General features: G+C 42.7%; 4 protein-coding genes and 1 other RNA gene. 4 read left to right on the forward strand and 1 reads right to left on the reverse strand.

Annotated elements, in window-relative coordinates:
• Nucleotides 1-100 precede the first annotated feature (100 nt).
• Nucleotides 101-197: signal recognition particle sRNA small type (gene ffs, locus H5202_RS16450), an RNA gene on the reverse strand.
• A 620-nt stretch (nucleotides 198-817) separates the two neighbouring features.
• Between ffs and H5202_RS16455 the strand changes: the two genes are divergently transcribed.
• From H5202_RS16455 to H5202_RS16470, 4 genes are all read left to right on the forward strand, one after another.
• Entirely contained in the window at nucleotides 818-2992 is a 2175-nt protein-coding gene (locus tag H5202_RS16455) for an OmcA/MtrC family decaheme c-type cytochrome (RefSeq protein WP_182773029.1), read from the forward strand.
• A gap of 287 nt (nucleotides 2993-3279) precedes the next feature.
• Nucleotides 3280-5241 (forward strand): OmcA/MtrC family decaheme c-type cytochrome, encoded by a 1962-nt coding sequence (locus tag H5202_RS16460; RefSeq protein ID WP_182773030.1) that lies wholly within the window; start codon nucleotides 3280-3282, stop codon nucleotides 5239-5241.
• A 97-nt stretch (nucleotides 5242-5338) separates the two neighbouring features.
• Nucleotides 5339-6328, forward strand: a complete 990-nt coding sequence (locus H5202_RS16465) for a DmsE family decaheme c-type cytochrome (protein ID WP_182773031.1) — start codon at nucleotides 5339-5341, stop codon at nucleotides 6326-6328.
• Nucleotides 6329-6340: 12 nt separating this feature from the next.
• Nucleotides 6341-6893: MtrB/PioB family outer membrane beta-barrel protein (locus tag H5202_RS16470; protein ID WP_182773032.1), on the forward strand; the 553-nt coding region annotated here is incomplete at its 3' end.

The following is a 6893-nucleotide window of genomic DNA, read 5'->3' on the forward strand; positions in this document are numbered from 1 at the left end:
GTTGCAATATTTTGGTTGCAATATTTTGGTTGCAATATTTTGGTTGCAATACTTTGTTGGAATTAATGCGGTGAAAATCATAAGGGGAATATTGGAGGTTCCCCTAGAGCCACACCCCGGCACACGAGTCACTTGCTGCGGTTGCTCCCTTCCAGGCCTGGCCGAGTTCACAAGTTATCATTGCGAGGGGACCCTAGGGTCACCATTGACTTCTGAATCATAAAATACAAAGCTTATGTGTCAGAACGGGGCGATTATCCCCTAACCTATTGGCTGGATCAAGCCTTTATCCTAATAAGTTTTCAATCCTCTACCTAACTGCGCAATACTTAACCTTAACAGGGAATACTTGAAGGGATAAGGGGTGGGATAACAGATAGGTTAACCGACATAAATCGATTTACTCTCCAGCCATACAGACTAAACACACTATTTATGTTGTCAATAATACAAATTCAGACGTGAATCATTAATCTATTGAAAATAAATACATAGCCAGATGAAATAGAAAAACAGTGGTTAGATAAACGTTTATGACGTCAAGCACGAGTGATTGGTGCTAGTTTACATTAAGTAGCGTATCCGAGAATATGCTACTAACAGTATTAACGCCTTGGAATGATCCTATTTACCCCAGTAACACCGGCAGATCTTCATCAAGCAACGTTACCCATAAAGGAATAGTCAGATCTTAGTCACAACTCTAGACATAATTCAATGAGTAAGTGGCCAAGGTTAGCTAACATTAGATTTGAATAAAATCCGCACACTTATAACCAGTAGTGAATGCGAGATAACAAAAAAATGCAGGGAATACATGATGAATACAATAACAGTTAGTCCCGCTGCAAAAGCGGTATTGAGTGCAGGGCTTATTGCTCTAGCATTATCGGGTTGTGGAGGCAGTGATGGTACCAATGGCGAAGATGGGCCAGATGGTATTATTGGTGTAAACATAGATGCGACATCAACCCTAAAAGCGACCTTTACCGATGCAACCGTAGTAGACGGAAAAGTCAGTGTTGGCTTTATCCTTAAAAATGCCAATGGTGTTGCGGTATTGGGACTAACAAAAGATCATGATCTTCGTTTTGGTATTGCGCAATTAACCCCAGTTACCGAAATGGTCGGAACTGATGGCGCTACAGTTGAAGTAGATCGTGGTTATCAATGGCAGTCTTATATCAATACAACAAAACAACCTAATGCAAGTTGGATCCCTGATGGTGAAACCAATATCGCTCCTTCTGCACAATTTCAGGCTGAAGTTGAGGCTGCATCAAAATGTGCTGACTGCTTAGTCGATAATCTAGATGGTTCATACTCGTACACCTTTCAAACCAATATTGCTCAAGTCACAGAGCCGTTAAGCATCACTTATCAAGCCGATGACACCCAGCGCATTACATTGGAATTAAAACAGCCATTAATCACAGCCAATGCTCATTACGATTTTCAACCTTCAACTGGCTTAACCGAAGATATTGCAACGCGCGATGTTGTCTCGATTAATGCTTGTTATACCTGCCACCAACCAGAAAGCTTAGCATTGCACGGCGGTCGTCGAATCGATCTTGAAAACTGTGCATCATGTCATACCGCAACATCTGGTGATCCTGAAACCGGTAACAGTGTTGATTTTACCTACATGATCCATGCTATTCATAAAGGCCAAGACCGCGTAACCAGCACAGCTGATGGGGATGTAGCCGCACCTTATAAAGTGATTGGCTATGGCGGTGGAATACACAATTACGGTAACGTGATGTATCCACAAAAACCTGCTGCCGATTGCAGTGCATGTCACGTAGAAGGCGCAAACGCTCCCAAAGATGCTGGCCTGTTTAATGCCAATAAAAGTGATACCGCTTGTATTGCATGTCACACAGAATTAGCGTCTCAACAACATGTTGGTGTCGGCACAAATTGTACTTCATGCCATGTTGAAGAAGGCTATGGTCGCAGTGCAAAAGAAGCTCATGGCGATGTCATGAAAGCCTATAATGAAACACAAACCATGAACGCCGTATTCAGCGACGTAATTGCCACTGTTGATGGAAAATTCAGTACTACGGTTAAATTTACCGATGCTTCAGCTAATGTTATTGCTGCAGAATTTATTGACCAAGGTAGCCGCGTCGTAATGGCGTGGGACAGCGACAAAAACTATCCTGAGTATCAAGAAGCCAGTTACAGTAATCGTCGTCTTAGATTAAGTGAAGGTACAGCCAACGCAGATAATAGCTGGACCTTAGTTTGGGATAAGATCACCTTACCAACAGATTATGTGGGTAAAACATTTGAGCTATGGTCAGCAGTTACAGCCTGTTTTAACCATGGTGGTTACGGCAGACCGGAAGTTAAACTAACGGCTTGTAGTACTGATGATGTCCAAAAAGTGGAAATTAAAAGTAGTCCATACCATTTTGTGATGGCAGCAAGTGCAATAGACACTAGCCAAACCACTGCTACACGTAGAAACATTATCAACACAGAAAGCTGCCAAGGTTGCCATAACCAAGAGGTGTATCACTATGACAATGGTGTCAATTGCCAAACCTGTCATACCGCTGATAAGACCCTTAGGAGTGATGACACTTACCCTGGTGGCAAAAAATCGACCAGCTTTGCCTTTAAAGCACACAGCGCTGAAGGTCATTACCTCAAATATGCCGGTGTTGAATCTGGAACCGTGTTGAAAACCGATTGTAAAACCTGTCATACCGCTGATGGGATCCAACTTGGTAGAGCCACTGACAGAGTATGGCGTTATGGCGATATCGAGACTGGCGCTGATGTATGGATGTCATCAGATACTGGAGCATGTTTAAGTTGTCATCAAAAGTATCGTACTGATGCCACCGTGTCACATATTGAATCTAACGGCGGTATAGTAGATGGAATAAGTGAGGAAGATGCTCGTAATCGTGCATCGGAAATATGTTCTACCTGCCATACCGTAGATCGCGTCACTAAAACACATGGTTTTTAAGCTACACAAATAAACAACCTTGGCGTTTTATCCATCAAAGACCTTAGTTTATAACTAAGGTCTTTTTGTTATCCGAACAATCTTCCCCCGCCAAACTCCGCATTTTATATACCCCTTTATTAATAGGCTGATCATCATCACACAATTACGTTCGTTTTAAAGACGAGTTGCTGTTTGTAACGTAATCTTAGTGTTGGGAAAATTAATTCCAACATCAACTTAACTGAATAAGATAATTGCAGAACATACTGCCAGTGAGTTAGATGGATGACCTTTGCAGGGAAAATATGATGAATAAAAAATACACAAAAATGGCATTGTTACTTGCTATGTCAGCATCAATGACACTGGTTGGTTGTGGCGGAGGCGATGATGGTGAAGCTGGTAATCCAGGTAATCCTGGTGGCGAGCCTGCTGAAGCGATTAAGACACTAAACTTAGATATCACCAAAGTGACCTATCAAGACAGCAAACCGACTGTTGAAGTATTTGCGACCAATGAAAAAGACCTCCCTGTAGCGGGTCTTAAAGACTTTGAAATTAAAAAAATCGTCCAACTCATTCCCGCTGGTGCAAGCGGTGCGGGTAATTCAGCCCAATGGCAATTTATTGGCTCCGAAAAAGCATTTACCGACCATGGTAACGGCAATTACAGTTTCACCGTCAATGTTGAAGGGTTTAATTCAGAGCTAACCCAACGTTATAACGTGATTGCTAGTGCATCAACATTACAAGATGGGGTTACCGGAGTCCCGCGTACTGAAATCACCGAAGATTTTGACGGCGAAGGATTCGAAGCTAAATACACTAAAAACATCGTCAGTGGTGCTACTTGTAATACCTGCCATGCAGAAGGCGAAAGCATTTATCATAGCTACACTGATTTAGAAACCTGTACATCATGCCATACCAATGAATTGGCTATTGAAAAAGGCAAGGTTCAGGATGAGTTCAGTCACTTAATTCATAATGTTCATAACAATGCCAAAATGTACGGCCGCAATTTGGACAAGAGTGCAGAAGCTGCACATGCGATAGTGCAAGATAATTGCACCACTTGTCATGTCGGTTCAGAACAACTGAGCGAATCGAACAACTGGTCTCGAATTCCAACCATGGAAGCCTGTTCAAGTTGTCATACAGATATTGACTTTAAAACGGGTCAAGGTCATCCGCAACAAGTTGATAATTCAAATTGTATAGCTTGTCATAATGCAAGTTGGACTGAAGAATTACACACTACTTCGTACACTCAGAAAAAAGCATTTATTGATTTATACGGCATGACAGCAACATTAACGGCTAATAAATCAAGCGCTGAAGACAAATCAGCGACCCTGTCGGTAACAATTTTAGATGCTAATGGTACGGCCATTGATGCTACGAGTTTAGTCAGCAAAATTCAACGAGTTGAAACCATTACGAACGTCGGACCTAACTTCCCTATCATGGGATATAACCCAAGCCCAGGAAGCGGTTTAGCCAAAATCAGTAAAGACTTTATCAAAGCGGGTCTGTTACAAGCCGATGTAATTATTGAATCAGGTAACTTGGTCTATAGCATTGCATCACTTCCATTTGGCGCAGGCGACACAGATACCGCCTTTAGCTTTATCGGTCTTGAAATGTGTAACGATGGAATCCAAGCGATTGATTGTGCTGACGGCGTAGCAACCACCAGTATGAAAGCCGAATTCACAGTAGGTACTTTCTCTGGTAATGCGCCTAGCTATCGTCACACTGACTCGGTCAATTTTGGTTCATGTGATAATTGCCATGGCGACACCTTTGAGTTACATAAAGGTCACCATGCTGGTTTTGTGATGTCAGAACAATTAGCTCGCGAGCTTAATGGCGAAGTCACCATAGGTTTGGATGGTTGTGTGGCTTGTCATACTCCAGATGGCACTTATGCTTCTGGTGCTAATCAAGGCGCGATTGAAATGAAACTTCACAGTGTTCATGGTGAACAAGGCATTATTAAAGATTGTACTCAGTGTCACAGCGACTTTAATCTTGATGCATTCAAAGTGAAAGGTGCACTTGCTACATCTGCAGGCCTTTATACAACACCTATCACTGCAACGTGCGCATCTTGTCATGGATTTGACACGATTTCGCAGCATGCGCAAAGCCAAGGTGCGGTTGTTAATGGTAGCTATCAAGAAGCCAATGATGCTGCACAGTTAGAAACCTGTTTCTTCTGCCATGCACCCACCATTGAAAACCACACACAAGTGAAGCTTTAATTTGTCCATTGAGAGAGAAGCCCTGCTTCTCTCTCATGCTATGGCTTACGTAATCAACTTGTTGATCATCAAAATGGACAAATTAGGAAGTCTACTTATGAAGACCACACATTCAATCAATACCCTATTTTTAGCCCTGCTCTGCCTTACCGCTTCGACGCTTTTTGTGTCAAGTCATGTACAGGCGGCAAAGTGGGATGCCAGCATGACACCGGCAGAAGTTGAAGCAACACTCGATAAAAAATTCGCCGAAGGAAAATACTCACCAAAGGGTGCCGACACTTGTTTAATGTGTCATAAAAAATCAGAAAAGGTCATGGACTTATTCAAGGGGGCTCATGGCGCTATTGATTCATCAAAAAGCCCAATGGCTGGATTACAGTGCGAAGCATGTCACGGACCTTTAGGCTCACATAATCGTGGTGGTAAAGAGCCAATGATTACCTTTGGCCCAACATCAACACTTGCGGCAGACAAACAAAACAGTGTGTGTATGAGCTGTCATCTCGACGACAAACGCGTGGCATGGGACAGTAGTCATCACGCCAATGCCGATGTGGCATGTGCATCTTGTCATAGCGTACATGCTGAACATGACCCAGTACTGTCAAAGCAAACTGAAGTAGAAGTATGCACAACCTGTCACGCCAGACAAAAAGCAGACATGAACAAACGCACCAGTCATCCAATGAAATGGAATCAAATGACCTGTAGCGACTGCCATAATCCACATGGCAGTTTGAGCGATTCAGATCTTGTTCAGCCAACAGTCAATGAAACCTGTTATTCATGCCACGCAGAGAAACGCGGCCCAAAGCTATGGGAGCATGCACCCGTCACCGAAAATTGCGTCAATTGCCATAATCCACACGGTTCTGTGAACGATGCAATGCTCAAAACTCGTGCGCCACAACTGTGTCAGCAATGCCATGCGAGTGACAATCACACCAGCAACGCTTATCTAGGTAACACTGATATGGGTTCAACTGTAAATGGTAATGCCTTTACTGGTGGTCGCAGCTGCTTAAATTGTCATAGTCAGGTGCATGGTTCAAACCATCCGTCTGGTAAGTTACTGCAGCGCTAAGGAGATTATATTATGAATACTAAATTGAACCTCATTACCTTAGCGTTACTCACTAGTACCAGCTTTAGCCTGATGGCTGATGGTTATGGCCTAGCCAATGCTAAAACCGACAACATTAAATATGATGCTTGGAATTGTAAGGCGTGTGCTGTCGAAACAGGTACCACTGGAAATGTCGGTGTTGGTATTGGTTACAACAGCGAAGACGATATTCAATCAGCTAACGCCTTTAATAGCAGTAATCAAACGGCGGGCAAAGTTGATGCCGATATAAAATATCGCAGTGACAATGGCTACCAAGTAAAAGTGGTCGCAAATAATATGTGCATGGACAATGGTCGTATGGAAATTGTTATTCGTAAACTTAGATTGTATTGCTTCAATCTAGGCTATCGTTCCATTTCTACCTATCAACGCATTAATGCATTATTCCCTTACCTGAATATCTGCAGCTTTATTCTTACCTTATCGGATAACTGGGTAACCGCATGTTTAAACTCAGACATGCCAATGCTTTATATCAGTTTAACCCCATTTGTATTGTCGCTGCGATATTTTATATCGG

Source organism: Shewanella sp. SG41-4 (genome assembly GCF_014164505.1).
Lineage (GTDB): Bacteria > Pseudomonadota > Gammaproteobacteria > Enterobacterales > Shewanellaceae > Shewanella.

Bases quoted from the DNA above. Each gene is read 5' to 3' on its own strand.
- H5202_RS16455 (WP_182773029.1), top strand. From the start codon at position 818: ATGATGAATACAATAACAGTTAGTCCCGCTGCAAAAGCGGTATTGAGT.
- H5202_RS16460 (WP_182773030.1), top strand. From the start codon at position 3,280: ATGATGAATAAAAAATACACAAAAATGGCATTGTTACTTGCTATGTCA.
- H5202_RS16465 (WP_182773031.1), top strand. From the start codon at position 5,339: ATGAAGACCACACATTCAATCAATACCCTATTTTTAGCCCTGCTCTGC.